Source organism: Streptomyces sp. NPDC093600, assembly GCF_044764755.1.
GTDB lineage: Bacteria > Actinomycetota > Actinomycetes > Streptomycetales > Streptomycetaceae > Streptomyces.
This window is the reverse complement of the sequence record NZ_JBIWIU010000002.1, coordinates 897,985-922,045: the sequence shown is the minus strand read 5'-3', so window position 1 is coordinate 922,045 and position 24,061 is coordinate 897,985. Positions and strand designations below refer to the sequence as shown.

Below are 24,061 nucleotides of genomic sequence, written 5' to 3'. Positions count from 1 at the left end.
TCACGAGGACCGGCACGGCCGCGTCGTAGAACTCTACGACGCGGCCGCCCGGTGATCGCTTACCGTATACGATTCAGTGCGCTCCGACACCGGTCAGGGACTTGACCTCCAGCTCCGCGTACTTGCCCTTGTCCGGCCCCTCCTTCGAGAGGAGGGAGCCGAGCCAGCCGAGCAGGAAGCCGAGCGGGATGGAGACGAGGCCCGGGTTCTCCAGCGGGAACCAGTAGAAGTCCACGGTCTTGAACATCGAGGTGGGCTTGCCGGAGACGACCGGCGAGAAGAGCACCAGGACGACCGAGGAGATCAGACCGCCGTAGATCGACCAGAGCGCGCCCTGGGTCGTGAACCGCTTCCAGAAGAGGCTGTAGAGGATCGTCGGCAGGTTGGCGGAGGCGGCGACGGCGAACGCGAGGGCGACCAGGCCGGCGACGTTGAGGTCGCGGGCGAGGGCGCCGAGCGCGATCGAGACGACACCGATGAGGACGGTCGCCCAGCGGGCGGCGCGCACCTCCTCCTTCTCCGTGGCCTTTCCGCGCCGGATGACGTTGGCGTAGATGTCGTGCGCGAAGGAGGAGGACGAGGCCAGGGTCAGTCCGGCGACCACGGCGAGGATGGTGGCGAAGGCGACGGCGGAGATGACCGCGAGCAGGATCGCTCCGCCGGTGGAGCCGGCGCCTCCGCCGATCTCCAGGGCCGCCAGCGGGGCGGCGGTGTTGCCGGCCTTGTTGGAGGCGATGATGTCGCTGTTCTTGAGCAGGGCCGCGGCGCCGAAGCCGAGGACGATCGTCATCAGGTAGAAGGCGCCGATGATGCCGATGGCCCAGTTGACCGACTTACGGGCGGCCTTCGCGGTCGGCACCGTGTAGAAGCGGATCAGGATGTGCGGCAGGCCGGCCGTGCCGAGGACGAGCGCGACGCCGAGCGAGATGAAGTCCAGCTTCGAGATGCCGGAGACGCCGTACTTGAGGCCGGGCTCCAGGAACGCCTGGCCCTTGCCGCTGTTGGTGGCGGCGGCGCCGAGCAGGTCGGAGAGGTTGAAGTTGAACTTCAGCAGGATGAGGAAGGTGATCAGGAGCGTGCCCGCGATGAGGAGCACGGCCTTGACCATCTGCACCCAGGTGGTGCCCTTCATGCCGCCGATGGTGACGTACACGATCATCAGGACGCCGACCAGGGCGACGATGGCGACCTTGCCGCCGTCGCTGGTGATGCCGAGCAGCAGCGAGACGAGCACACCCGCGCCGGCCATCTGCGCGAGCAGGTAGAAGATCGAGACGACGATGGTGGAGGTGCCGGCGGCGGTACGGACCGGGCGCTGGCGCATCCGGTAGGCCAGCACGTCTCCCATGGTGAACCGGCCGGAGTTGCGCAGCGGTTCGGCCACCAGGAGCAGGGCGACCAGCCAGGCGACCAGGAAGCCGATGGAGTACAGGAAGCCGTCGTAGCCGAAGAGGGCGATGGCGCCCGCGATGCCGAGGAAGGACGCGGCGGACATGTAGTCGCCGGAGATCGCGAGGCCGTTCTGGAAGCCGGTGAACTGGCGGCCGCCGGCGTAGAAGTCGGCGGCGCTCTTGGTCTGGCGGCCCGCCCAGACCGTGATGAAGAGGGTGGCGACGACGAAGGCGCCGAAAAGGGCGATGATCAGCGGCCGGTGCTCGCTGGTGGCGTTCTCGGCCGCCAGCGAGACGGTCTCGAAGATGCTGCTCACGCGTCGGCCTCCATACGGGACTTGATGGCTTCGGCCTTCGGGTCGAGACGGGCGGCCGCGTGCCGCGCGTAGAGCCAGGCGATGAGGAAGGTGGTGGCGAACTGGCCGAGGCCGAGGACGAGCGCCACGTTGATGTTGCCGAAGAGCTTGGTCCCCATGAAGCCGCCCGCGTAGTTGGAGAGCAGCACGTACAGCAGGTACCAGGCGATGAAGGCGATCGTCAGCGGGAAGGCGAAGGAGCGGTAGGTGCGGCGCAGTTCACCGAACTCCGCACTCTCCTGCACCTCGACGAACGCCTCTGTCGTGGGCTGGACGGGGACGGAGTCGGCGTCCGAGCCGCCTCGGGGCGGCGGCGGTGCTTCGGTGGCCACGGATTCTCCTCGCGGTACGGGTGCGGTAGGCATGGACAAAGGGGCCTCGCTGGGGCTGGGGGAACGGAGGTCCGGACGGAGCTCCTCCCCTGCACAACGGCACGGAGCGCGGGGCGACGCGGTTCACCCCTGACGTTTCTCTCTGCCGTCTCTCTCCTGGATCTTCCTCCGTATCTGTATCAAGTCCTCTCAACTCATTGAAGGCCCGGGAAGATCAGCGATAACTTCACTCGTCATGCACCTGCCCGCCCGCAACCGGCGTACGGGCAGACATTCGGATGATGTGGAGAACCCATGGCTCATCTGGGATCGAGACGCGGTCGAGTACTCGCTCTTCCGGTCGGTCTCGCGCTCACGGCCTCGCTCGGCTTCCTTCCGACCGGCGCATCCGCCGCGGTGGCGAGCGACGCCCCGGCGACGGCCGCCGTGGCGACGGACGGCCCGAAGCTGTCGTACGTCGTCAACGTCGAGGGGGGTCGCTGGACGGCCGCCTCGGTGAAGAAGGCGATCGCCGCGGCCGGGGGCACGGTGGTCATCTCCTATGACCAGATAGGCGTGATAGTCGTCCACTCGCAGAACCCCGAGTTCGCGAAGACGATCCGCCAGGCCCGGGGTGTGGTGTCGGCCGGTGCGACGCGTACGGCGCCGCTCTCCGTCCAGACCGACACCTCCGTGGGCGAGGGCAGCCAGGCGCTCACCGCCGCCGACGCCACGGCCGCGGCCGCCGGCGCCACGGCGGGCCAGGACCCGCTGGAGCCCCTGCAGTGGGACCTGCCGGCCATCAAGGCGGACAAGGCCCACCAGAAGACGCTCGGCAGCGACAAGGTGACGGTCGGCGTCATCGACACCGGTGTCGACGACACCCACCCGGACCTGGCGCCGAACTTCGACGCCGCGTCCTCGGCCAACTGCGTGACCGGCGCCCCGAACACGACGCCGGGCTCGTGGCGTCCGAACCCGGGCGAGAGCGACCACGGCACGCACGTCGCCGGCACCATCGCCGCCGCCAAGAACGGCGTCGGCATCACCGGTGTCGCGCCGGGCGTGAAGGTCTCCGGCATCAAGGTCTCCACCCCGGACGGCTTCTTCTACACCGAGGCCGTCGTCTGCGGCTTCGTGTGGGCGGCCGAGCGCGGCATCGAGATCACCAACAACAGTTACTACACCGACCCGTGGCTGTTCGCGTGCAAGAACGACGCCGACCAGAAGGCCCTGATCGAGGCCGTCACCCGCGCGACCCGCTACGCGGAGCGCAAGGGCACGGTCAACGTCGCGGCGGCCGGCAACTCCCGGATGGACCTGGCGGCGGACGAGCTCACGGACGCCACCAGCCCGAACGACACCACGCCGGTGACCCGGGTCATCGACCCGCAGGAGTGCCTCGACTACCCGGCCATGCTGCCGGGCGTGGTCACCGTCTCCGCCACGGGCGCCAAGGACCTGAAGGCCTCGTACTCCAACTACGGCCAGGGGGTCATCGACATCGCGGCGCCCGGCGGCGACCGCACCGAGTACCAGACGCCGGACGCCCCGGCGGTCAACGGCCGCATCCTGTCGACCACGGTCAACGGCGGCTACAACTACAAGGCCGGTACGTCGATGGCCGCGCCGCACGCGGCCGGTGTGCTCGCGCTGCTGAAGTCGACCCGCCCGGACGCGAGTCCGGCGGCGCTCAAGGCGCTGCTGTACGCGCAGGCCGACGACCGCGCCTGCACGAACCCGTACGACATCGACGGCAACGGCACCGTCGACGCGGTCTGCGAGGGCGGCAAGAACAAGAACGGCTTCTACGGCGCGGGGATGGTCGACGCCCTCGACGCCGTGCGCCGCTAGCCGAGTGTCCGGAAAGTATCGCCGTCCGCCCGGAGGGCGGGGTCTGCGGCGTCCGGTGCGTGCGATCGCAAGGCGGCCGGAAGCCCTCGTAGCGGAGCTGCTTGGGCTTTTGGCCAACGCAGCGACCGCGCGTGCAGGGCGCGCGGACCAGGCGAGACTTTCCGGACACGACCCTAGTTCCCCTCGGGCCCCGGTGTGGTGCGAGACCTTCTCGGTCGCGGTCGCCCACGCCGGGGCCCTTGTCATGGCACCGAGTGCCATAGTGCGGGCATGGACACCACGGTACGCACAGGTACGGAGTTGTTGTGGTCGGCTCTGGGCGGCGATCCCGCCCTGCTCGACCGCGTGGGGTACGGGGGCCCGGCGGGACTGCTGCCGGCCCGGCTGCCCGTGATGGAGCTGGCCCGCGCCACGGTCGCGGTCTGCTCGCTCGCCGCGGTGGAGCGGGCGGGGCTGCCGGGACGGGTGCGGGTGGACGACGGGGCGGTGGCCACCGCGTTCGTGAGCGAGCGTCATCTCCGGGTCGACGGCCGGGCACCGGTCAACTTCGCGCCGCTGTCCCGCCTCTGGCGCGCCCGCGACGGCTGGGTCCGTACGCACGCCAACTATCCGCACCACCGGGCGGCGCTGCTCGCGGCGCTGGGCGTGCGCGGGGAGTCGGTGGAGGCCGTGGAGGCGGCGATCGCCGAGCGGCGGGCCGTGGAGGTGGAGACGGCGGTGTACGCGGCCGGGGGCCTGGCGGTCGCCCTGCGCACCCCCGAGGAGTGGGCCGCCCACGAGCAGGGCCGGGAGGTTGCCGCACGGCCGTTGCTGAGCCGGGAACGGCTGGACGACGCGGCCCCGAAGCGGCGCTCGGCGCGCCTGCGGGTCCTCGACATGACCCGGGTCATCGCCGGCCCGGTCGCCACCCGGACCCTCGCCCTTCTCGGCGCGGACGTGCTGCGCGTCGACCCGCCGGGGAACCCCGAACTGGCCGACCAGCACGCCGACACCGACTTCGGGAAGCGGACGGCCGCGCTGGACCTGGACAGCCCGTCGGACCGCCGCGCCTTCGACGAACTCCTCGACGCCGCCGACGTCCTGGTCACCGGCTACCGCCCCGGCGCCCTCGACCGCTTCGGCCTCCACCGGCCGGGTCTGGTGACCGCCCGCCTGTCGGCGTGGGGCGACTACGGCCCCTGGGCGGAGCGGCGCGGCTTCGACAGTCTGGTGCAGGTGGCGACCGGGATCGCGGTGACCGAGGGCTCGGCGGACCGGCCGGGGGCGCTGCCGGCGCAGGCCCTGGACCACGGGTCCGGCTATCTGCTCGCGGCCGCGGTCCTCAGGTCGCTGACCGAACAGGACCGGGAGGGCGGCACCCGTCTCGTACGCCTGGCGCTGGCGCAGACGGGGCACTGGCTGACGACCGCGCTCCCCCGCTACGAACCGGAGCGGTACCTGACCGAGACGGACAGCCCGCTGGGGCGGTTGCGGCACGCGCTGTCGCCGGTGTCGTACGACGGCGGCCCGGCGGGCTGGTCGCGTCCGCCGGGCGTCGCGGGCGCCGACGCGCCGGTCTGGTCCACGGCCTGACGCAGTTGCGGGGTCACCGGCTTTCACCGTGCTCGGTCTTCAGGACGCCGGTCGTCAGAAGGTACTGGGCGGCGAGGTAGGTGAGCATCACCCAGAAGTCGGGCGCGGGGAGCTGGGGCCAGTCGGCGACGCCGGTCGCGATGAGCGTGTCGGAGAGCAGGAAGAGCGCTCCGCCCGCGCCGGCCGCGAGGCCCAGGGAGCTCGCGCGGTAGGCCATGGCGGTGAGCAGGAGCGAGTACCCGGCGACGGGGACGCGCAGCTCGGCGGGGAGGTCGGGCCAGAGGAGGGCGACGGTGCCGACCAGCGCGACGGCGTATCCGAGGCCGAGGAGCGGCGACGTACGCCGTCGTCCGAACAGCACCAGGTAGCAGACGTGTCCGGCGGCGAAGGAGCCCATGCCGACGAGGAAGGCCCAGTCGGCGTCGAGGAGCAGGAACACGTCCCCGCCCCAGCCGAACAGAAGGGCGGCGGTCAGGAGCTTCGGGGCGCCTCGGGTGGCGGCGTACGCGGCGAGCAGCGGCATCAGCAGCGGCTTGGCGATCCGGTGGCCGAGGTCGGCGCCGGCGAGGAGGGAGACCAGGTCGGCGGCGACGGCCAGGAGGAAGGCGGCGAGGAGCGCGCGGGAGAGGGCGGGCGTCTGGGCCGGGGCGGAGGTGACGGCGGGGCTCCTCACGCGGCCGGCTCCGGCGCGGCGGGGCTCGTGGCCTCACGGGTGCCGGGCCCCGGCGCGGCGGGGCTGGTGGCCTCGCGGGTGTCCGGCCCCGGCTGCCAACCGGGGCCGCGGAAGACCCGTCCGGCGCGCTCGCGCCAGCTGGTGGCGGCCCGTACGTCGCGGGCGATGGCGGCGTACTCGTGGGTGGCGACGCGCAGGGGGTTGTAGGTCTCGATGTTCTTGGTGAGCCCGAAGACGGGCTTGTCGGTCTCCGCGACCCAGGAGCCGAACATCCGGTCCCAGACGATGAGGATGCCGCCGAAGTTCCGGTCCAGGTAGCCGCCCTGCGAGGCATGGTGGACGCGGTGGTGGGACGGGGTGTTGAAGACGTACTCGAAGGGGCGGGGCAGTTTGCCGATGCGCTCGGTGTGGATCCAGAACTGGTAGACGAGGTTGACGGAGTAGCAGAACGCGATGGCGGCCGGGTGCACACCGAGGGCGATCATCGGCAGATAGAACGGCCAGGACGTCAGGCTGGTCCAGGGCTGGCGCAGCGCGGTGGTGAGGTTGAACTTTCGGCTGCTGTGGTGCACCACGTGGCAGGCCCACAGGATGCGGATGACGTGGTGTCCGCGGTGCTGCCAGTAGTAGAAGAAGTCCTGCGCGAGCAGCATCAGCGGGATCGTCCACCACAGGACGGGGACGCGCAAGGGGGTCAGTTCGTAGACGGCGGTGTAGATCGCGACGATCGGGATCTTCCAGAGGAAGTCGAAGACGAGGCTGCCGATCCCCATGCCGAGGCTGGTGGCGGCGTCCTTGGTCTCGTACCCGGCGGCGTCCTCGTCGGGATGGAGCCGGTAGCTGATCATCTCCACGACGGTGAGCAGCACGAACGCGGGTATGGACCACAGCACGACATCGGGCAGGTTCGGCATGCCGCTGACGGTAGAGGGGGGTGTCGGGGCGCGGCTAGACGTTGTTACCAACAAGTATGCGAGACGACTTGTCAGCAGGCTTTGGCACCTTCCGACAACACGGGAACGTGTACGACGGTCAGACCCCGGCCATGTCCAGCAGTGACCCCGCCCCGTACGTCACCGCCATCGCCAGCGCCCCTCCCCCCATGTTCCGCAGGATCGCCGGTCGTGTGGGGGCCGCGCCCAGGCGGGCGCTCCACCAGCCGGTGAGGGCGAGGGCGGCGAGGACCGAGAGGACGGTGACCCAGAGGCGGACCGAGGCGGGCGGCAGGACGATGGCGAGCAGCGGGAGCAGGGCGCCCGCGGTGAAGGCGAGGAAGCTCGCGGCGGCCGCGTGCCAGGGATTGGTGAGCTCGTCGGGGTCGATACCCAGCTCCACGCGCGCGTGGGCGCGCAGCGCGTCGCGTTCGGTCAGCTGCTCCGCGGCCTCGCGGGCGACGTCAGCGGAGAGGCCGCGAGCCGACAACAGCTCGGTCAGCTCGTCCAGTTCCTCCTCCGGCTGCTCCCGCAGCTCGCGCTTCTCCGTGGCCAGGGCGGCCTTCTCCGAGTCGCGCTGGGTGGAGACCGAGACGTACTCCCCCGCCGCCATCGACATGGAGCCGGCCAGCAGGCCGGCCAGGCCCGCGGTCAGCAGCGCGGCGTGGGACTCGGTGGCACCGGCGACGCCGACGACGAGGCCCGCGGTGGAGACGACTCCGTCGTTGGCCCCGAGCACGGCGGCACGGAGCCAGTTGAGACGGGAGCCGAGGCCTCCGCCGTGGGCTTCCTCGTGGACAGGGGCATCAGTCACCCCGGGAGAGTCTCATCCGTCCCGTCACCAGACGCGCACCGACCCGCCCGGGGCGAAGGCGGGGCTGGTCGCGTCCGCCGGTACCTCCTTCAGCGGTGCGGCGATCTCCTCGACGGCCGGGCCGTGGACGGCGGCGATCGCGTCCAGGTACGGCAGGTCGAAGCCGTACACGCGCGCCGCGTTGCCGCCGGCCATCGCCGCGACCTCCTCCCTGGGCAGCCCCGCGTACGCGAGCCGCAGCGCCTCGCGGGAGTAGGGCGTGGTGCCCTCGTCGTGCGGGTAGTCGCTGCCCCACATGATCTTGTCGAGGCCGATCCGGTCGCGCAGGGGGACCTCGTGCGGGCGCATGAAGCTCGCGCCGACGAAGCAGTTGTCGCGCCAGACCTCGCCGGGCCCCCTGCCCATGGACGCGGCGAGGCCGGCCCCGAACCTGGACTCGGCGGTGGCGGCCCGGGAGGCGGCGGTGACCAGGCGGCCGTGGTAGTAGTCCAGCATCTCCAGGACGCCGGGGATCCAGCCGGATCCCTGCTCCGTGAGGACGAGCTTCAGCTCCGGGTGACGGTGGAAGGCGCCGCCGAACACCAGGTGCCACAGCGCCCGGTGGGAGAACCACGTCGTCTCGACCATGAACACCGCGCGCGCGGCCGGCTCGTCGCCGAGCGGCGGCGAGGCCGAGCCGCCGTGGTGGTTGACGGGGACGCCCAGCTCCGCGCAGACCGCCCAGATCGGGTCGTACGTCGCCGAGTACAGCTCGGGGATGCCGCTGCCGGGCGGGGCGCCGGGCAGGAGGATCCCGCCCGTCAGGCCCGCCTCCTTCGTGCGGCGGATCTCCCGTACGGCCTCGTCGACGTCGTTGAGGAGGATCTGGGCGACGCCCGCCCTGCGGCCGGGGGCGAGGGAGCAGAAGTCGGCCAGCCAGCGGTTGTGGGCGCGCAGCCCCGCCCAGCGGCGCTCGTACTCCTCGCGGGTCGGAGCGGGGGCCATCAGCGAGGCGGACGGGAAGAAGGGCGGGATGGTGTTGGGGAAGACGACCTCCGCGACGATGCCGTCCGCCTCAAGCTCGCGCAGTCGGCGCTCGGAGTTCCAGTTGCGGTCGGCGGTGTCGGCGAGCAGGTCCTCGTACGGGTTCACATAGCCGGCGGCCCAGGCGTCGAAGTCGTCGTGGTACCTCTTCTCCAGATACGGCTTGTAGTCCAGCAGGTCCGCGCCCGCGTGGCAGTCCGCCGAGACGACGGTGTAGCGGTCCGTCATGGCGTCATCCCCAGGACCGGGAAGTCGTGGTCCGTCAGCCAGTGGCGGCCGACTTCGCGGGAGCGCGCCCAGGACGCCTCCACAGCCGCCTGGTCGGGCGACTGGCCGAGCTCGGCCGGGGTCGGGCCGATGCGGCGGGCGATCGGATCCAATATTCGGATATTGAATCCAAAGACCTCCGCCGCCGCCAGGCCCAGCATCCGGCGGGTCTCCGTCACCGGGATGTCGTGGAAGGTGTTCCGCAGCCACGCGCGCGTGCCCGGCCAGGTCCCCTCCGGGTGGGGGAAGTCGGAGCCCCAGAGGATGTTGTCGACGCCGATCTCGTAGCGCTGCGCCAGCTCGCGCCGCTTGGTGTTGGTGGCGCAGACGAATACCTGGCGGTCGAGGTACTCACTCGGCGGGCGCTTGAGCTCGGGGAACGGCGAGAGCTTCTTTCCGCCGTGGGCTCCCCGATAGAGCCGGTCCATGAACCACAGCAGGTTGGGCAGCCACCAGCAGCCGGACTCGGCTACGCCGAACCTCAGCCCCGGATGGCGCTCGAAGACCCCGGACCACAGCAGGAACCACAGCGGCCGGGCCGGCCACCAGGTGACCTCGCTGACGTAGATGCCGAGATGGTCGCCGTACTCCTCGCGCGGGGCCGCGCCCGAGTGGGTGACCAGCGGCATCCGCGTCTCGGCGGCGGCCGCCCACACGGGGTCGTAACGCCGGTCGTGGTACGGCTCCTTGTCCACCCACATCGACGGGATCATCAGCGCGCCGAGCCCCGACTCCTTGGCCCGGTGGATCTCGGCGACCACACGCGACGGCTCGGCGGTGATCGGCAGCAGCGCCACCCCGCAGTGGCGTTCGGGGTGCTGTCCGACGAACTCGGCCAGCCAGCGGTTGTGCGCCTGCGCACCCGCCATGCCGAGCTCGGGGTCCTGGTCGCCGGAGAGGCCGAGACCGACCCCGAACGGCGCCGCGGTCCGGCTGTCGACGGCGTCCGCGTCGGGGAAGACGACCTCGCCGGCCACGCCGTCGCCGTCGAGCTCCTTGAGCCGCTGGGTAGCGTCCCAGCCGCCGCGCAGCCCCTCCTCGTTGTCGTGGAACCACTTGTTCGCGAAGTCCTCGTTGCGCACCCCCAGCCGGGTCATGGCCTCGCGGCGGGCCTCCCGCCCGGCGAGGAAGTCGTCGAAGGCGCGGTGGAAGCGGGAGTCGAGATAGGGCCGGTACTCCTCGGTGGGCAGTCCGGCGTGGCAGTCGGAGGAGATGACCAGATACGGATCTTCGTACGTCTCGTGCGTCTCATGCGTCACGGCGTGACTCCTCAGTCGAGGATGAAGCTCTCCAGGTACGACGGGTTGGCGCGGTCCAGCATCGACCGCGCCCGGGCGCGGATCTGGCGGTCGCTGTGCTCGCTCTCCGGCAGCATCCAGAACCGGTCGGCGCGGATCCCGTCGACGACGTGCTCGGCGACCTCCTCGACGGGGGTGAACGCGACCTCGTGCCCGGCCTCCTTCATCGCCGCCTCCCACTGGTCGAGGCTGCGGTACGGCCTCCTGCGAGGCCGCTGTTTGGCGTACCGCTCGGGCCGGTTGCGGTGCGACTCCCACAGGCCGGTGCGCAGCATGTGCGGGCCGGGGAAGAGCACGGAGGCGCCCACGCGCGCGTGCTCCGCCTTGAGATGGGCGTAGAGGGACTCGGTCATGGTCACCACCGCCGCCTTGGTGACGGCGTAGACGGAGGCGGTGGGGAGCGGGGCGATCCCGCCGTCGCCGGAGGAGGTGTTGACGACATGGCCGGGCTCCCCGCCCGCGAGCATGCGCGGCACGAAGGCCTGGACGCCGTGGAAGACGCCCCAGACGTTGACGGAGAAGGCCCACTTCCAGTCGTTGGGTTCGTGCTCCCACAGGGGGCCCTCGGCGCCCGATCCGACGCCCGCGTTGTTGCAGAGGACGTGGACGGCGCCGAAGGTGTCGTACGCGGCGTCGGCGAACGCCCGGACGGCGTCGGGTTCGCTGACGTCGACCGTACGGGCCAGGATCTGCGCGCCGCCCTCCATGAGCTCGTCGGCCACCTCGGCGAGCGCGGCCTCCTCCACGTCTCCGAGGACCACGGCGAGGCCCTCGGCGGCGAAGCGGCGGGCCATGGCGAGCCCGATGCCGCTCGCGGCGCCGGTGACGACGGCGACCTGCCCCTCGCGCAGCTCCATCACGCGCTCCCCGCCGTCGCGCCCTCCGGCGGTGCTTCGAGGATCTGGCCCGGGTCGTCGTAGCGCTGGTGGATGTACGGAAGGAGGGCCTGGGCGCTGACCCGTTCGGCGACCCGGCCCTTCTGGTCGGTGGTCTTCTCCCCGAAGGTGATCTCGACGATCCGGCGTACGGGGAGGTCGGCGACGGGGTCGTACATCGACTCGCGCAGCACGATGTCGCCGGTGATCCGCTCCAGCCTGCGCACCTTCTCGTGCCGGACGCAGTGGACGAGGACGGGGTCGGCGTCGAAGCCGGAACCGTCCACGGCGGGCAGGAACTTGAAGTGGAAGTCGGTCTTCTCGGCGGGCTCCGGCAGCGGGAGAGGCCCGGAGACCGCCCCGCGGACCTCGACGAAGTCGATGCCGTGGCGGCCGAGCGAGGCGTGGACGACGAGGCCGTCGCGTTCGACGACGACGTCGCCGAGCTTCTTCGGCTCGCCGAAGACCTCGCGGCCGCCGGTCAGCGCCCGCTCGTGGGTCATCGGCATGACGAGCGGATACCAGCCCTCCTGGTCACCGTGGGCGGCGGCGACGGCGACCGATCCGGCGCCGAGCGGACAGCCCGCCAGGTCGACCCGGGAGATGCCGGCCCGCACCAGGGGCCGCGCGGTGGGCTTGAGCGGAGGCGGCAGCACGGCCGCGACCACGTCCGGGTCGGTCTCCCATACGGCGACCACGCCGGTGGACCAGATGTCGGGGAGTTTCGAGCTCTTCGTACGGGCCGCGGTGATCTCGGCCTCGGTGCGTGCCCCGTACCGTACTCGTGCCATGACGTACCACCCTTCAGGGACCGTCAGCGCCTGTAACACTGTTACATCGAGGGCGGACAAGGGTAAAGGCCCGTGCACGCACGGGAGTTGGGGGGATGCGATGCCTCGCACCGCGCTGAGCCGGGAGGAGGTCCTGGAGGCCGCCGCCGCCCTGGTCAAGCGGCACGGCCCGGACGCCCTGACCATGCGCGGGCTCGCCGCCGAGCTGGGCACCGCCGTCACCTCGATCTACTGGCACGTCGGCAACCGCGAGTCCCTCCTCGACGCGCTCGTCGAGCGGACCGTCGACGACCTCGCCGCGATCACCCCGCGCGGCCGCACCCCGGCGGCCCGGATCGTCTCGGTGGCCCACGCCCTCCGGCGGGAGCTGCGCGACCGCCCGCACCTGGTGGCGATGGTCCACGAAAGGGGCCTCACGGAGCGGATGTTCCTGCCGGCGCAGCGGGCGCTGGCGCAGGAGGTGCATGCGGCCGGGTTGCGCGGGGTGCGGGCGGCGGAGGTCGTCCGGGCCGTGCAGTTCCAGGTCGTCGGCTTCGTCCTGGTGGAACGCAACCGCGAACGGGCCCCCGTCCAGTCACCCGGTGAGGAGGCGCTCTGGGACGCCGAGCAGCCGGGCCCGGACCCCGCGCTGGCCCGCGCGCTGTCCCGCCCCGTCGACAGCGACCGGCTGTTCACGGCGTCGGTAAGGGCTCTGGTGGACGGACTGTTGCCGGGCACCACGAAGGCAGGCGCGAAGGGTGCGGGCGAACTGCCGTGAGGGCACTCGTCCGTGGGACCCGGCTGGGGACACGACGGCCGGATTCCGGCCCGGGAACGGACACCGGGGGCGGCGTTGTCAGCGGCGGCCCGTATTCTCAGTGACCATGCTCGACGACCGTACGACAGCAGCGACGTGGCCGACCGCCTACCCACCGGGGTACGCGGTCGTCGACGTGGAGACCACCGGACTCGCCCGGGACGACCGGATAGTGTCGGCTGCCGTCTACCGCCTGGACGCCCAGGGCAATGTCGAGGACCACTGGTACACGCTCGTCAACCCGGAGCGGGACCCCGGGCCGGTCTGGATCCACGGGCTGACCACCGAGACGCTCGAGGGGGCGCCGCTCTTCCCGGAGATCGCCGCCGAGTTCTCGGCGCGTCTGGACGGCCGGGTCCTGGTGGCGCACAACGCGATGTTCGACTGGTCGATGATCGCCCGCGAGTACGCCCGCGCCGAGCGCACGGCGCCCGTGCGCCAGCGGCTGTGCACCATCGCCCTGTCCAAGGAGCTGTCGCTGCCGCTGCCCAACCACAAGCTGGAGTCGCTGGCCGCGCACTTCGGTGTCGTCCAGCAGCGGGCCCACAACGCGCTGGACGACGCGCGGGTGCTGGCCGAGGCGTTCCGGCCGAGCCTGCACGCCGCGGCGGAACGGAACGTACGGCTGCCGCTGCTGGAATGCCGGCCGCTGACGGAGTGGGCGCCGGCGCCGGCCACGCCCCGGATCGGTCACCAGTCCTCGTACCACGCGAACGGCTGGCGGCCGTCCCGGAAGCGTCCACCGTGCCCGTACCCGAACCCCGGGCGGTACGAAGCGGACAAACCGCTCAAGCAGGGGATGAGGGTGGCGTTTTCGGGCGACACCTCCATCGACCGTGAGCTTCTGGAGGACCGCGCCGTCGAGGCGGGGCTCCATGTGGCGACGAGCGTCTCCCGGCTGACGAGCCTGCTCGTGACGAACGACCCGGACGCGGCCACGTCCAAGACGGTCAAGGCGAGGTCCTTCGGCACCCCGATCGTCGACGAGGCGGGCTTCACCCAACTGCTGCGGGACGTCGCCCCGGCAGACGGGTGAACGACCGGGCGTGCCGCGCGCCCTTCGTACGCCCCGGGACGCACCCTGTGGCGCATGGCACGTTGTGAGGTCTGCGGAAACGATTACGGCATGTCCTTCGAAGTGCACGCGCAGGGCGCGGTGCACGTCTTCGACTGCTTCGCCTGCGCCATTCACCGCATGGCGCCCATCTGTGAGCACTGCCGGGTCCAGATCATCGGCCAGGGCGTCGAGGTCCAGGGCAAGTGGTACTGCGGCGGTCACTGCGCCCGCGCGGAGGGAAAGGTGGGCATCGTCGACCACGTCTAGGACCGGTCCGGCGGGCCCTGGCCGCAGCGGCGCCCCTGGGTCCACGGTCGGGTGAGTGTGGTCCGGGTCACGTCCCCGCCCGCAGGCAGTCCCACCACGACGTTCCGCCCGTGCGGACCCGGCCCCCTCCGGCACCCGCCGCGAGGGGGCCCCTCGCGACGTTGTACCGTCGACGACGTGTACCGCTTCCTGTTGTCCCGGCAGTGGGTGATCCTCACCCTCGTCGCCCTCGTCCTCATCCCCGTGATGATCGAGCTGGGTTTCTGGCAGTTCCACCGGCACGAGCGCCGGGTCGCCCAGAACGCCCTGATCGCGGACAACCTGAAGGCGGAGCCCGTCCCGATCGAGTCGCTGACCTCCCCCGGGCACACCGTCCCGCGCGCCGACTTCTGGCGCAGGGTCACCGCCACCGGCACCTTCGACACCGCGCACGAGGTCGTCGTCCGCCGCCGGACCAACGCCGACGACCGGATCGGCGTCCTCGTCCTGACCCCGCTGGCGCTCCGGGACGGCGGTACCGTCCTCGTCAACCGCGGCTGGGTCCCCGCCGCCCCGGACCAGAAGTCCTACCCCGAGGTGCCGCCCGCCCCCAGGGGCGAGGTCACCGTGACCGGCCGCCTCAAGGCCGACGAGACGACCGGTGCCAGCGGCATCAAGGACCTGCGCGGGCTGCCGGACCGTCAGGTCATGCTGATCAACAGCAAGCAGCAGGCGGAGCTGCTGGGCCGCCAGGTCCTCGGCGGCTATCTGGAGCAGACGGCGCCCGAACCGGCCGGTGGCTCCCCCGAACTGGTCCCCGAGCCCGACCACGACTCGATCGGCGCGCACATGGCGTACGCCGTGCAGTGGTGGCTCTTCGCCGCGGGCGTGCCGGTCGGCTGGTTCGTCCTGGTGCGCCGGGAGAAGCGCGATCGCGAAGCCGAGGCCCGCGCGGACGGCGGCGCCGGAACGCCGGAACCCGCCGCCGCTGCGGTGTAGCCCACCCCGGTCGGCGGATTGACCGTCGATGCTTTCGGGAACACGCCAGAGCGTGACGCAACGTATCGACGACTACGCCCTCATCGGGGATCTCCAGACCGCCGCGCTCGTGGGCCGCGACGGCTCGATCGACTGGCTCTGTCTGCCGCGCTTCGACTCGGCCGCCTGCTTCGCCGCGCTCCTGGGCGACGAGGACAACGGCCACTGGCGGATCGCTCCCACGGGCGCGACGACCTGTACCCGCCGTCAGTACGCCGGTGACACCCTTGTCCTGGAGACGTACTGGGAGACCCGCACCGGCACCGTCAAGGTCGTCGACTTCATGCCGCAGCGCGACAAGGCGCCCGATGTCATGCGGATCGTGGAAGGCGTCAGCGGCAGCGTGGAGATGAGCTCGGTGCTCAGACTCCGCTTCGACTACGGCTCGGTCGTGCCGTGGATACGGCGCACCGACGGGCACCGGGTGGCCATCGCCGGGCCCGACTCGGTCTGGCTGCGCAGCGAACCGCCCGTGAAGACCTGGGGCCAGCAGTTCTCCACCTGCTCGACCTTCACCGTCGCCGCCGGTGAGAAGGTGGCCTTCGTCCTCACCTGGCACCCCTCGCACGAGCCGCGGCCCAAGCTCATCGATCCGTTCGTCGCGCTGGAGCAGTCGCTTTCGGAGTGGCGGGCCTGGTCGTCACGGTGCACCTACGAAGGCCCGTACCGCGAGGCGGTGATGCGCTCGCTGATCACCCTGAAGGCGCTCACCTACGCTCCGACGGGCGGCATCGTGGCCGCCCCCACCACCTCCCTGCCGGAGGAGATCGGCGGCGTACGGAACTGGGACTACCGCTCCTGCTGGCTGCGCGACTCCACGCTCACCCTCGGTGTGCTGCTCGCGGCCGGCTATGTCGACGAGGCGGCGGCGTGGCGGGACTGGCTGCTGCGCGCGGTGGCCGGCGATCCGGCGGATCTGCAGATCATGTACGGCCCGGCCGGGGAGCGGCGGCTGCCCGAGACGACGCTCCCCTGGCTGCGCGGCTACGCGGACTCGGCGCCGGTACGGATCGGGAACGCGGCGGTGGAGCAGTTCCAGCTCGATGTGTACGGCGAGGTCATGGACTCGCTCTACCGGGCGCGGCAGGCGGGCATCCCGGCGCAGCGGCACGCCTGGAACCTCCAGCTGAGCCTGCTCGGTTTCCTGGAGTCGACCTGGCGTGAGCCGGACGAGGGGCTGTGGGAGGTCCGGGGGCCGCGCCGCCACTTCGTCCACTCGAAGGTGATGGCCTGGGTCGCGGCCGACCGGGCGGTGCGCACGCTGGAGGCCGACCCGTCGCTGCCCGGGGACGCGGCGCGGTGGCGGGTGATGCGGGACGAGATCCACGCGGAGGTCTGTGAGAAGGGGTACGACCGGCGGCGCAACACCTTCACGCAGGCGTACGGTTCGCGGGATCTGGACGCGGCGACGCTGCTCATCCCGCAGGTCGGCTTTCTGCCGCCGGAGGACCCCCGGGTGGTGGGGACGGTCGAGGCGGTGCGCAAGGAGCTGACGCAGGGCGGGTTACTGCGCCGGTACAGCACCGAGGGCGTCTCGGTCGACGGCCTTCCGGGCGGCGAGGGAACGTTTCTCGTCTGCTCCTTCTGGCTGGCGGACGCGTTGTGGCTGATCGGGCGGGAGGAGGAGGCGCGGGAGCTGTTCGAGCGGCTCCTGGGGCTGCGCAACGACGTGGGGCTGCTGGCGGAGGAGTACGACCCGGTGGCCCGGCGGCAGCTGGGGAACTTCCCGCAGGCGTTCAGCCATGTGGGGCTGGTGGGCACCGCCCTCGCGCTGCCGTGGACGGAGACGGCAGGATAGGTCCATGGATCTTGGACTGAAGGACCGTGTGTACGTGGTGACGGGGGCGACGCGGGGGCTCGGCCGGGCTTCGGCGGAGGCGCTGCTCGCCGAGGGCGCGAAGGTGGTGATCACCGGGCGCGAGGAGAAGTCGGTCGCCGGGGCGGTCGACGAGCTGGGTCCGGGTGCGGCCGGTGTGGCCGCCGACAACGCCGACCCGGAGGCGGCCGCGCGGGTGATCGCCGAGGCGCGGTCCCGTTTCGGCCGCTTCGACGGGATCCTGGTGAGCGTGGGCGGCCCGGCGCCGGGTTTCGGCGCCGACAACACCGACGAACAGTGGTCGTCGGCGTTCGAGACGGTCTTCCTCGGGGCGGTGCGGATGGCCCGGGCGGCGGCGGAGACGCTGACCGAGGGCGGGGTCATCGGCTTCGTCCTGTCCGGCTCGGTCCACGAGCCGATCCCGGGCCTGACGATCTCCAACGGCCTTCGCCCGGGCCTCGCCGGATTCGCGAAGTCCCTCGCGAACGATCTGGGCCCGCGGGGCATCCGGGTCGTCGGCGTGCTGCCCGGGCGCATCGACACCGACCGGATCCGGTCCCTGGACGCCCTGTCGGGCGACGCGGACGCGGCGCGCACGGCGAACGAGTCCCGGATCCCGCTGCGCCGCTACGGCACGCCGGAGGAGTACGGCCGTACGGCCGCGTTCCTGCTGTCGCCGGCGGCCTCGTACGTGACGGGCGTCATGGTCCCGGTGGACGGCGGCGCGCGGCACGGCTTCTGAGGCGGCGTACGCCGATCACGGCATGGCGTCGGGTCGGGGCCCGGTGGCGGCGGTCAGTTGACGCGGCGCGCCCGGTGCTTGACGGCGCGCAGGCGGGCCTCGGTCGGCAGTGAGCTCAGACCCGTCGAGGTGCGGGCGTGGGCCAGCGCCTCGCCGGTCAGCGTGGTGAGGGTCTCGCCCGGGGAGGCGTACGGCTCCAGCGACAGGGCGACGCGGGCGCGGGGGGCCGTGCGCCGGCCCGACAGGGCGACATGGGCGCGGGCCACCCCGTCCTGCGCGGCGGCGTCCGCCTCCAGGACGTCCTCCAGGGCCCGACCGCGTACCGCCGCGCCCTCCCCGTCGCCCGTGTCGACGAGGACCTCCGCGAGGCGGGCTCGCCGGAACTGGGCGACGAGCCACCACAGGGCGAGCAGCACGACCAGCCCGAGGGTGGCGATGACCGCCGGCCACCACCAGGCGTCGTCGCGCCAGCGCCGTCGGCCCGACTCGCTCAGCAGGACCTCGGACGGTCCGGACCAGGGCCACCAGGTGGGCACCGGCAGGTCGAGTCCGGCGGCGGCGACCGCCCCGCCGACGACGATGAGCAGCAGCCCCGCGAGCCCGAGCACGATCCGGTTGACGCGCCGGAGTACGACCGTCATGCCCTCACCCCTTCCTCGGTGGCCGGCCGACCCGGACCGTCAGCGCCGGTGGACGGGCGAGCCCGAGTCCGTCGACGCCGGTGGCCAGCGCGCGTTCCAGGTCGGCCCGTACGTCGTCCAGTTCACGGAAGTGCGAGACCGCTCGCACCGCCGCCTTGCGCCGCCTCATCCGTACCCGTACGGACTGCACGCCCGAGACCTCCATCGCCCGGTCCCGCAGGGCGAGGGCGGCGGCCTGCCGGTCGAGGCCGGCCCGTACGTCCGCGTGTTCGCGCCGCATCGGCAGCACGGACCGCAGGCCGGGCGTGGCCGCGAGGAACAGGAGCCAGGCGCCGAGGAGCACGGCGGCGAACGCTCCGGCCAGGATCCAGGCGTTGTCGAGGGGGCGGGTGGCCAGGCCGTCGGCGAGTTCGCGCCGCCAGCGCATGGCCGTGCGGTCGGCCCGTACCGCCGCGACGTCGTAGAGGAGCAGGCCCGCGCCGCCGAGGACGACGGCGGCGACCAGCGCCGCGGGGATCCTCCGGACGGCCCAGAAGCGGCGCACCGGGACGGGCGCCGTCTCCTTCGGGACGGGCACGGCCTCGGGCTCGGCGTTCCCGGCCGCCTTGGCTTCGGTGCTCATGCGAGCCTCCCCCGGGTCGCGTCCTTGGCGGTACGCGGGGAGTGCAGCCGTTCGACGTGGACGGCCACCTCGGGCACCTCCATGCCGACCAGCTCCCTCACCCGCCGCTTGACCTGGCCGCGCACGGCGCCGCACTGCCGGCCGAGGTCGGAGGGGTAGGCGAGCTCCAGGCTCACGGCCACGCGTGCGGTGCCACGGTGCACGACGACCGAGGCGTGCGGTGCCGAACCGCCCTTCGGCACGGCGTCGAGCGCCTCCCGTGCCGCCTGTGCGGCGATCTTCGCCACGACCCGGTCCGCGATCGTCGTCGCGCCACGGGCCGCGGCCCCCGCCTGATCGGTTGTCAACCCCGGTCACCTCCTCCGTTCGCCACGCTCACGACCCCTGAAGAGGTCGCCGGGTTCGAGATCCCCGTCGAGGAACCGCCCGGCGATGAAGCCGACCGCTCCCAACGCCGCGACCAGCAGGAACGCCCCGAAGCCGCCGAAGTACCCGGCGAAGCCGAGGGCCATTCCGGCCACCAGGCCGACCACTGCCATGCTCATTCCGACCCCTTTCGCCGGGTGTCCCGCGGCTACTGGAGCCGCTGCTCCGGTTCTTCTTCCTCTTCATCGGGCAACTTCACATCGCTGACGGCGATGTTCACTTCGACGACTTCCAGGCCGGTCATGCGCTCGACGGCGGCGATCACGTTCTCGCGGACGTCACCGGCGACGTCGGAGATGGAGACGCCGTACTCGACGACGATCTCCAGGTCGAGGGCGGTCTGCACCTCGCCGACCTCGGCCTTCACACCGCGCGTGACGCCCGATTTCGTGCCGCCGCCACCGGGGACCTTCTCCCGGACGGCGCCGAAGGTGCGGGAGAGCCCGCTTCCCATGGCGTGGACGCCGTCGACGTCGCGAGCGGCCAGGCCGGCGATCTTCTCGACGACTCCGTCCGCGATCGTGGTCCGGCCCCGGGTGGCGGGAGCGCCGCCGCGCTTCGTCATGGACGGTTCGCCGGGGTGTGCGGTCTCACTCATGGCCGTTCATCCCTTCCGGGCAGTTATTGGCTTCTTTGCCCACATTAAGTGTGCTTGCCCGGTCTCGCGCCGTGGATGCGGCAGGCTGGAGCAATGACTGAGGGTTGGGCGACGACGGTGCGAGAGCGCCTGGGCCCGGGCAGGCTGCTGCCGCTCGGGGAGGCGACGGACGGCGCGTGGCTGACGGAGCGCGCGGCGCGGACGGTGCTGCTGCGGGCAGCGGCGGCGGTACGAGGGGTGGTGCCGGGGCCGTTGCGGGTGGCGCTCGTGGCACCGGGCGAGGAGACGCCGTTCCCCGTACCGCCGGGCGGGCTGCCGCCGGGTCCGCTGCGGATCACGGCGGATTTCGCGGCGACGGCGGAGAGGCCGCTGCAGGTCGTCGCGGAGGAGCTTCGGGAGGCGCTGTTCGCCTCGGCCGCGGGTGAGTTGGGGCTCGGGGTGGTGGAGGTGGACCTGCGGGTGACGGGCCTCGTGGAGGGCCCGGCGGGCGGGCCGGAATCACCGGCCCCCGCTCCCCCACCCGGGCGAACCTCGCCCGCCGCGGACGACCCCGCGGCGCTCGCGGCCCTCGCGGTCGAGGGCGTGGCGGCCCTGACGGACGTCCTGGGCGCCCCGGTCCACCGCTCCGAGGGCCGGCTCCGCGTGGAACTGGCGGTGACGTCCGGCCACCGCCCCGTGGACGTGGCGAGATCGGTCCGCACCCGGCTGACCGAGTCCGCCCCGGAGGGGACGGCGGTCACGGTTCTGGTCTCGGAGATCCGCTGACGGGCCGGCGGGAGGGGGCCACCGGCTCCCGAGCCTCCGGTGCCGGGCCACCGGCCGCCGGCCCTCCGGTGCCTGGGTCAGTCGCCGAGGCCGGCGAGATCGCGGAGGCGGCGGGCCTGGGCGGCGCGTTCGGCGGTGCGCTGGTCCTCGTACGAGCGGCCCGAGGCGGCCTGGAGCAGCGCCTTGGTCTCGATCACCGCGTCGCGCGGTGCGGCGAGCAGGGCGGCGGTCAGGTCGCGTACGGCCGCGTCGAGTTCCGTGCCGGGCACGGCGATGTTGGCGAGGCCGATGCGCTCGGCCTCGTCGGCGTGGACGAAGCGGCCCGTGGCGCAGATCTCCAGCGCCCGGGCGTAGCCGACGAGCGAGACGAGCGGGTGCGTGCCGGTGAGGTCCGGCACGAGGCCCAGGCTGGTCTCGCGCATGGCGAACTGCACGTCCTCGGCGACGACCCGCAGGTCGCAGGCGAGGGCGAGCTGGAATCCGGCACCGATGGCGTGCCCCTGGACGGCCGCGATCGACACGATGTCGCTGCGGCGCCACCAGGTGAACGCCTCCTGGTACTCGGCGATGACCGCGTCCAGGTCAGCGTCCGAACCCCGTGCCAGGTCCAGGAAGGACGGCTCTCCGTCGAAGCCCTCGGGCGTGAACGCCTGCCGGTCGAGCCCGGCGGAGAAGGACATGCCCTCGCCACGCAGGACCACGATCCGCACACTGCCGGGCAACGACCTGCCGGCCTCCGTCAACGCCCGCCACAGAGCGGGAGACTGAGCGTTGCGCTTCGCCGGATTGGTCAGCGTCACCGTGGCAACGGCGTCCTCGACGGTGAGCCGTACACCGTCCTTGTCGAACACGAGCACAGAGTCGAGCGAAGTCATGGGGCGCCTCCGGTTCCGGTGCAGCACTGCTAAGTGACTGCACAGTAACCACCCGGCCGACCGCACGGTCGACCGGGTGGCCACCGTGAGAAACGGTGGACCGGACGAGCCGCGCCCCGATGTCAGGCCGAGGCCGCCTTCTTGCCCCGTGTCGCTCCGCCGCGTCCACGCAGCGTGACTCCGGACTCGCTGAGCATCCGGTGGACGAATCCGTAGGAACGGCCGGTTTCCTCGGCCAGCGCCCGGATACTCGCACCGGAGTCGTACTTCTTCTTCAGGTCTGCCGCGAGCTTGTCGCGCGCGGCGCCGGTCACCCGGCTGCCCTTCTTCAGAGTCTCGGCCACCCGTGCCTCCTCATGGGAAGTGCGCTCTGGACTTCTCATGATCACCCCTTCCGGACGTCCTGGCCACCCATTCGACAAGGTCTGTGCCGCGAGGTTTGCGGACAGCAAAGCCGCCACCACGACCGGAAGCACTTATTCCGCAGGGCCCGATCGCCGCTTCGGCCCGCGTCCGGCCAGGAAGTGCCAGGTCAGCGCCGCAGGCGGGGGGACGAGCACGGCGCGGCCCCGGCGGAAGGATTCCGCGGAGAGCCGCGCCGAGGGGATGAGACGTCCTCACTCAGATGAAGGATCACCCATGAGCCGAATGATCCATGCCGGAATGATCAGGCGAGGGCCACCAGGTCCGCGTAGTCGGCACCCCACAGGTCCTCGACACCGTCCGGGAGCAGGATGATCCGCTCCGGCTGCAGCGCCTCGACCGCGCCCTCGTCGTGGGTGACGAGCACGACCGCGCCCTTGTAGGTGCGCAGCGCGCCGAGGATCTCCTCACGGCTCGCGGGGTCGAGGTTGTTGGTCGGCTCGTCGAGGAGCAGCACGTTCGCGGAGGAGACGACCAGGGTGGCGAGCGCGAGCCGGGTCTTCTCACCGCCGGAGAGCACCCCGGCCGGCTTGTCGACGTCGTCGCCGGAGAAGAGGAAGGAGCCGAGCACCTTGCGCACCTCGACGAGGTCGAGGTCGGGTGCGGCGGACCGCATGTTCTCCAGGACCGAGCGCTCCGGGTCGAGGGTCTCGTGCTCCTGGGCGTAGTAGCCGAGCTTCAGGCCGTGGCCCGGGGTGACCTCGCCGGTGTCGGGCTGCTCGACGCCGCCGAGCAGCCGCAGCAGCGTCGTCTTGCCGGCGCCGTTGAGGCCGAGGATGACGACGCGCGAGCCCTTGTCGATGGCGAGATTCACATCGGTGAAGATTTCGAGCGAGCCGTAGGACTTGGACAGGCCCTCCGCCGTCAGCGGGGTCTTGCCGCAGGGCGCGGGCTCCGGGAAGCGGAGCTTGGCGACCTTGTCGGAGACGCGGACCGCGTCCAGGCCCGAGAGCAGCCGCTCGGCGCGCTTGGCCATGTTCTGCGCGGCGACGGTCTTGGTGGCCTTGGCGCGCATCTTGTCGGCCTGCGAGTTGAGGGCGGCGGCCTTCTTCTCGGCGTTCTGGCGCTCGCGCCTGCGGCGCTTCTCGTCGGCCTCGCGCTGCTGCTGGTAGAGCTTCCAGCCCATGTTGTAGACGTCGATCGTCGAGCGGTTGGCGTCCAGGTAGAAGACCTTGTTGACGACCGTCTCGACGAGGTCGACGTCGTGGGAGATGACGATGAAGCCGCCGCGGTAGCTCTTGAGGTAGTCGCGCAGCCAGACGATGGAGTCGGCGTCGAGGTGGTTGGTGGGCTCGTCGAGGAGCAAGGTGTCCGCGTCGGAGAAGAGGATCCGGGCCAGCTCGATCCGGCGGCGCTGACCGCCGGAGAGGGTGTGCAGCGGCTGGCCGAGGACCCGGTCGGGCAGCCCGAGCGCGGCGGCGATGGTGGACGCCTCGGCCTCGGCGGCGTACCCGCCCTTGGTGAGGAACTCGGTCTCCTGGCGCTCGTACTGCTTCATCGCCTTGTCGCGGGTCGCCCCGGAGCCGGTCGCGATGCGCTCCTCGTTCTGCCGCATCTTGCGCAGGAGGACGTCGAGGCCGCGCGCGGAGAGGATGCGGTCGCGGGCCAGGACGTCGAGGTCGCCGGTGCGCGGGTCCTGCGGGAGGTAGCCGACCTCGCCCGAGCGGGTGATGGTGCCGCCGGCGGGCATGCCCTCGCCGGCGAGGCACTTGGTGAGGGTGGTCTTGCCCGCGCCGTTGCGGCCGACGAGGCCGATGCGGTCGCCCTTGGCGATACGGAAGGAAGCGGACTCGATGAGGATGCGGGCGCCGGCGCGCAGCTCGATGCCGGAAGCGGTGATCACGGACAGACTCCAGGGC

General features: G+C 72.0%; 26 protein-coding genes. 9 read left to right on the top strand and 17 right to left on the bottom strand.

What is annotated here, in order from left to right; genetic code table 11:
- Positions 1-73: 73 nt before the first annotated feature.
- Together ACIRB4_RS09845 and ACIRB4_RS09840 are read right to left on the bottom strand one after the other, a co-directional pair.
- On the bottom strand, positions 74-1,708 hold the full coding sequence (locus ACIRB4_RS09845) for a cation acetate symporter (RefSeq protein WP_403289585.1): 1,635 nt from the start codon (positions 1,706-1,708) through the stop codon (positions 74-76).
- Positions 1,705-2,079, bottom strand: a complete 375-nt coding sequence (locus tag ACIRB4_RS09840; RefSeq protein WP_403289584.1) for a DUF485 domain-containing protein — start codon at positions 2,077-2,079, stop codon at positions 1,705-1,707. Before ACIRB4_RS09840 ends, ACIRB4_RS09845 begins: the two co-directional genes overlap by 4 nt.
- Before the next feature lie 294 nt (positions 2,080-2,373).
- Between ACIRB4_RS09840 and ACIRB4_RS09835 the strand changes: the two genes are divergently transcribed.
- On the top strand, positions 2,374-3,912 hold the full coding sequence (locus ACIRB4_RS09835) for a S8 family serine peptidase (RefSeq protein ID WP_403289582.1): 1,539 nt from the start codon (positions 2,374-2,376) through the stop codon (positions 3,910-3,912).
- 270 nt (positions 3,913-4,182) lie between these two features.
- Positions 4,183-5,484, top strand: coding sequence for a CoA transferase (locus ACIRB4_RS09830; protein ID WP_403289581.1), 1,302 nt, complete (start codon positions 4,183-4,185; stop codon positions 5,482-5,484).
- Between the two features lie 13 nt (positions 5,485-5,497).
- Here ACIRB4_RS09830 and ACIRB4_RS09825 read toward each other — a convergent pair whose 3' ends face one another.
- From ACIRB4_RS09825 to ACIRB4_RS09795, 7 genes are all read right to left on the bottom strand, one after another.
- On the bottom strand, positions 5,498-6,157 hold the full coding sequence (locus ACIRB4_RS09825) for a lysoplasmalogenase (RefSeq protein WP_403289580.1): 660 nt from the start codon (positions 6,155-6,157) through the stop codon (positions 5,498-5,500).
- On the bottom strand, positions 6,154-7,071 hold the full coding sequence (locus ACIRB4_RS09820; RefSeq protein WP_403289578.1) for a sterol desaturase family protein: 918 nt from the start codon (positions 7,069-7,071) through the stop codon (positions 6,154-6,156). The genes ACIRB4_RS09825 and ACIRB4_RS09820 overlap by 4 nt, the downstream gene beginning before the upstream one ends.
- A gap of 118 nt (positions 7,072-7,189) precedes the next feature.
- Positions 7,190-7,903, bottom strand: a complete 714-nt coding sequence (locus tag ACIRB4_RS09815; RefSeq protein WP_403289577.1) for a VIT family protein — start codon at positions 7,901-7,903, stop codon at positions 7,190-7,192.
- A 24-nt stretch (positions 7,904-7,927) separates the two neighbouring features.
- A complete protein-coding gene (locus tag ACIRB4_RS09810; protein WP_403289576.1) occupies positions 7,928-9,154 on the bottom strand; it encodes an amidohydrolase family protein in 1,227 nt (408 codons plus the stop codon).
- A complete protein-coding gene (locus ACIRB4_RS09805; protein ID WP_403289575.1) occupies positions 9,151-10,452 on the bottom strand; it encodes an amidohydrolase family protein in 1,302 nt (433 codons plus the stop codon). Before ACIRB4_RS09805 ends, ACIRB4_RS09810 begins: the two co-directional genes overlap by 4 nt.
- A gap of 11 nt (positions 10,453-10,463) precedes the next feature.
- Positions 10,464-11,348 (bottom strand): SDR family NAD(P)-dependent oxidoreductase, encoded by an 885-nt coding sequence (locus ACIRB4_RS09800; RefSeq protein WP_403289573.1) that lies wholly within the window; start codon positions 11,346-11,348, stop codon positions 10,464-10,466.
- Positions 11,348-12,157 (bottom strand): acetoacetate decarboxylase family protein, encoded by an 810-nt coding sequence (locus tag ACIRB4_RS09795; RefSeq protein ID WP_403289572.1) that lies wholly within the window; start codon positions 12,155-12,157, stop codon positions 11,348-11,350. The genes ACIRB4_RS09800 and ACIRB4_RS09795 overlap by 1 nt, the downstream gene beginning before the upstream one ends.
- Positions 12,158-12,257: 100 nt before the next feature.
- Between ACIRB4_RS09795 and ACIRB4_RS09790 the strand changes: the two genes are divergently transcribed.
- From ACIRB4_RS09790 to ACIRB4_RS09765, 6 genes are all read left to right on the top strand, one after another.
- Complete coding sequence (locus tag ACIRB4_RS09790; protein WP_403289570.1) at positions 12,258-12,914, top strand: TetR/AcrR family transcriptional regulator; 657 nt, start codon at positions 12,258-12,260, stop codon at positions 12,912-12,914.
- 100 nt (positions 12,915-13,014) lie between these two features.
- Positions 13,015-13,989 carry a DEDDh family exonuclease gene (locus ACIRB4_RS09785; RefSeq protein ID WP_403289569.1) on the top strand — a complete coding sequence of 325 codons (975 nt, stop codon included), beginning with the start codon at positions 13,015-13,017 and terminating at the stop codon, positions 13,987-13,989.
- Positions 13,990-14,043: 54 nt separating this feature from the next.
- On the top strand, positions 14,044-14,277 hold the full coding sequence (locus ACIRB4_RS09780) for a hypothetical protein (protein ID WP_356890148.1): 234 nt from the start codon (positions 14,044-14,046) through the stop codon (positions 14,275-14,277).
- Between the two features lie 177 nt (positions 14,278-14,454).
- Positions 14,455-15,255, top strand: a complete 801-nt coding sequence (locus ACIRB4_RS09775) for an SURF1 family protein (RefSeq protein WP_403289568.1) — start codon at positions 14,455-14,457, stop codon at positions 15,253-15,255.
- Between the two features lie 52 nt (positions 15,256-15,307).
- Positions 15,308-17,092 carry a glycoside hydrolase family 15 protein gene (locus tag ACIRB4_RS09770; protein WP_403289566.1) on the top strand — a complete coding sequence of 595 codons (1,785 nt, stop codon included), beginning with the start codon at positions 15,308-15,310 and terminating at the stop codon, positions 17,090-17,092.
- A 4-nt stretch (positions 17,093-17,096) separates the two neighbouring features.
- Positions 17,097-17,852, top strand: coding sequence for an SDR family oxidoreductase (locus ACIRB4_RS09765; RefSeq protein WP_403289564.1), 756 nt, complete (start codon positions 17,097-17,099; stop codon positions 17,850-17,852).
- 53 nt (positions 17,853-17,905) lie between these two features.
- Here the strand turns inward: ACIRB4_RS09765 and amaP are convergent, their stop codons facing one another.
- Genes amaP through ACIRB4_RS09740 form a run of 5 tightly spaced genes read right to left on the bottom strand, consistent with a single transcriptional unit; the run spans position 17,906 to position 20,139 of the window.
- Entirely contained in the window at positions 17,906-18,493 is a 588-nt protein-coding gene (gene amaP, locus ACIRB4_RS09760; RefSeq protein ID WP_403289562.1) for an alkaline shock response membrane anchor protein AmaP, read from the bottom strand.
- A 4-nt stretch (positions 18,494-18,497) separates the two neighbouring features.
- Positions 18,498-19,115, bottom strand: coding sequence for a DUF6286 domain-containing protein (locus ACIRB4_RS09755; RefSeq protein WP_403289561.1), 618 nt, complete (start codon positions 19,113-19,115; stop codon positions 18,498-18,500).
- Positions 19,112-19,462: a hypothetical protein gene (locus tag ACIRB4_RS09750; RefSeq protein WP_403289559.1), complete on the bottom strand. Its 351-nt coding sequence runs from the start codon at positions 19,460-19,462 to the stop codon at positions 19,112-19,114. Before ACIRB4_RS09750 ends, ACIRB4_RS09755 begins: the two co-directional genes overlap by 4 nt.
- Before the next feature lie 6 nt (positions 19,463-19,468).
- Positions 19,469-19,660 (bottom strand): hypothetical protein, encoded by a 192-nt coding sequence (locus ACIRB4_RS09745; RefSeq protein ID WP_403289558.1) that lies wholly within the window; start codon positions 19,658-19,660, stop codon positions 19,469-19,471.
- A 29-nt stretch (positions 19,661-19,689) separates the two neighbouring features.
- A complete protein-coding gene (locus ACIRB4_RS09740) occupies positions 19,690-20,139 on the bottom strand; it encodes an Asp23/Gls24 family envelope stress response protein (protein ID WP_403289556.1) in 450 nt (149 codons plus the stop codon).
- A 93-nt stretch (positions 20,140-20,232) separates the two neighbouring features.
- Here ACIRB4_RS09740 and ACIRB4_RS09735 point away from each other — a divergent pair, with 93 nt between their 5' ends.
- Positions 20,233-20,904, top strand: a complete 672-nt coding sequence (locus tag ACIRB4_RS09735; protein WP_403289555.1) for a hypothetical protein — start codon at positions 20,233-20,235, stop codon at positions 20,902-20,904.
- Positions 20,905-20,981: 77 nt separating this feature from the next.
- Here the strand turns inward: ACIRB4_RS09735 and ACIRB4_RS09730 are convergent, their stop codons facing one another.
- The 3 genes from ACIRB4_RS09730 to abc-f all read right to left on the bottom strand — a co-directional run bounded on the left by ACIRB4_RS09730 (position 20,982) and on the right by abc-f (position 24,045).
- Positions 20,982-21,779: an enoyl-CoA hydratase/isomerase family protein gene (locus ACIRB4_RS09730; RefSeq protein ID WP_403289553.1), complete on the bottom strand. Its 798-nt coding sequence runs from the start codon at positions 21,777-21,779 to the stop codon at positions 20,982-20,984.
- 122 nt (positions 21,780-21,901) lie between these two features.
- Positions 21,902-22,123 (bottom strand): helix-turn-helix domain-containing protein, encoded by a 222-nt coding sequence (locus tag ACIRB4_RS09725; protein WP_006123601.1) that lies wholly within the window; start codon positions 22,121-22,123, stop codon positions 21,902-21,904.
- Between the two features lie 323 nt (positions 22,124-22,446).
- A complete protein-coding gene (gene abc-f / locus ACIRB4_RS09720) occupies positions 22,447-24,045 on the bottom strand; it encodes a ribosomal protection-like ABC-F family protein (protein WP_403289552.1) in 1,599 nt (532 codons plus the stop codon).
- Positions 24,046-24,061: the final 16 nt, after the last annotated feature.